The sequence below is a fragment of the Stenotrophomonas sp. SrG genome (genome assembly GCF_050031795.1).
In the GTDB taxonomy this organism is placed as follows: Bacteria; Pseudomonadota; Gammaproteobacteria; order Xanthomonadales; family Xanthomonadaceae; genus Stenotrophomonas; species Stenotrophomonas rhizophila_A.
The window spans coordinates 1-239 of the sequence record NZ_JBNBBE010001103.1; the positions used below are offsets into that span (position 1 = coordinate 1).

General features: G+C 68.2%; 1 protein-coding gene. It reads left to right on the forward strand.

Annotation, left to right across the window (positions count from 1 at the left end; translation table 11 throughout):
- Positions 1-26 precede the first annotated feature (26 nt).
- A partial coding sequence (locus tag ACQG3P_RS22880; RefSeq protein ID WP_426806327.1) for an SDR family NAD(P)-dependent oxidoreductase occupies positions 27-239 on the forward strand: 213 nt, incomplete at its 3' end.

Sequence of the window (239 nt, forward strand, 5' to 3'; positions counted from 1 at the left end):
CCGCACCGCATCTCCCGGAGCATCCCATGTCACGTCTTTCAGGCAAACGTACCCTCATCACCGGCGGCACCAGCGGCATCGGCCTGGAAACTGCACAACAGGTCCTCGCCGAGGGTGCCCGCGTCATCGTAACCGGCGTCAACCCCGAGTCCATCGCCAGCGCCCGGGCCATACTGGGCCCCGACGTGCCGGTGCTGCGCGCCGATTCTGCCAGTGTCGCCGCGCAGCAGGCATTGGCC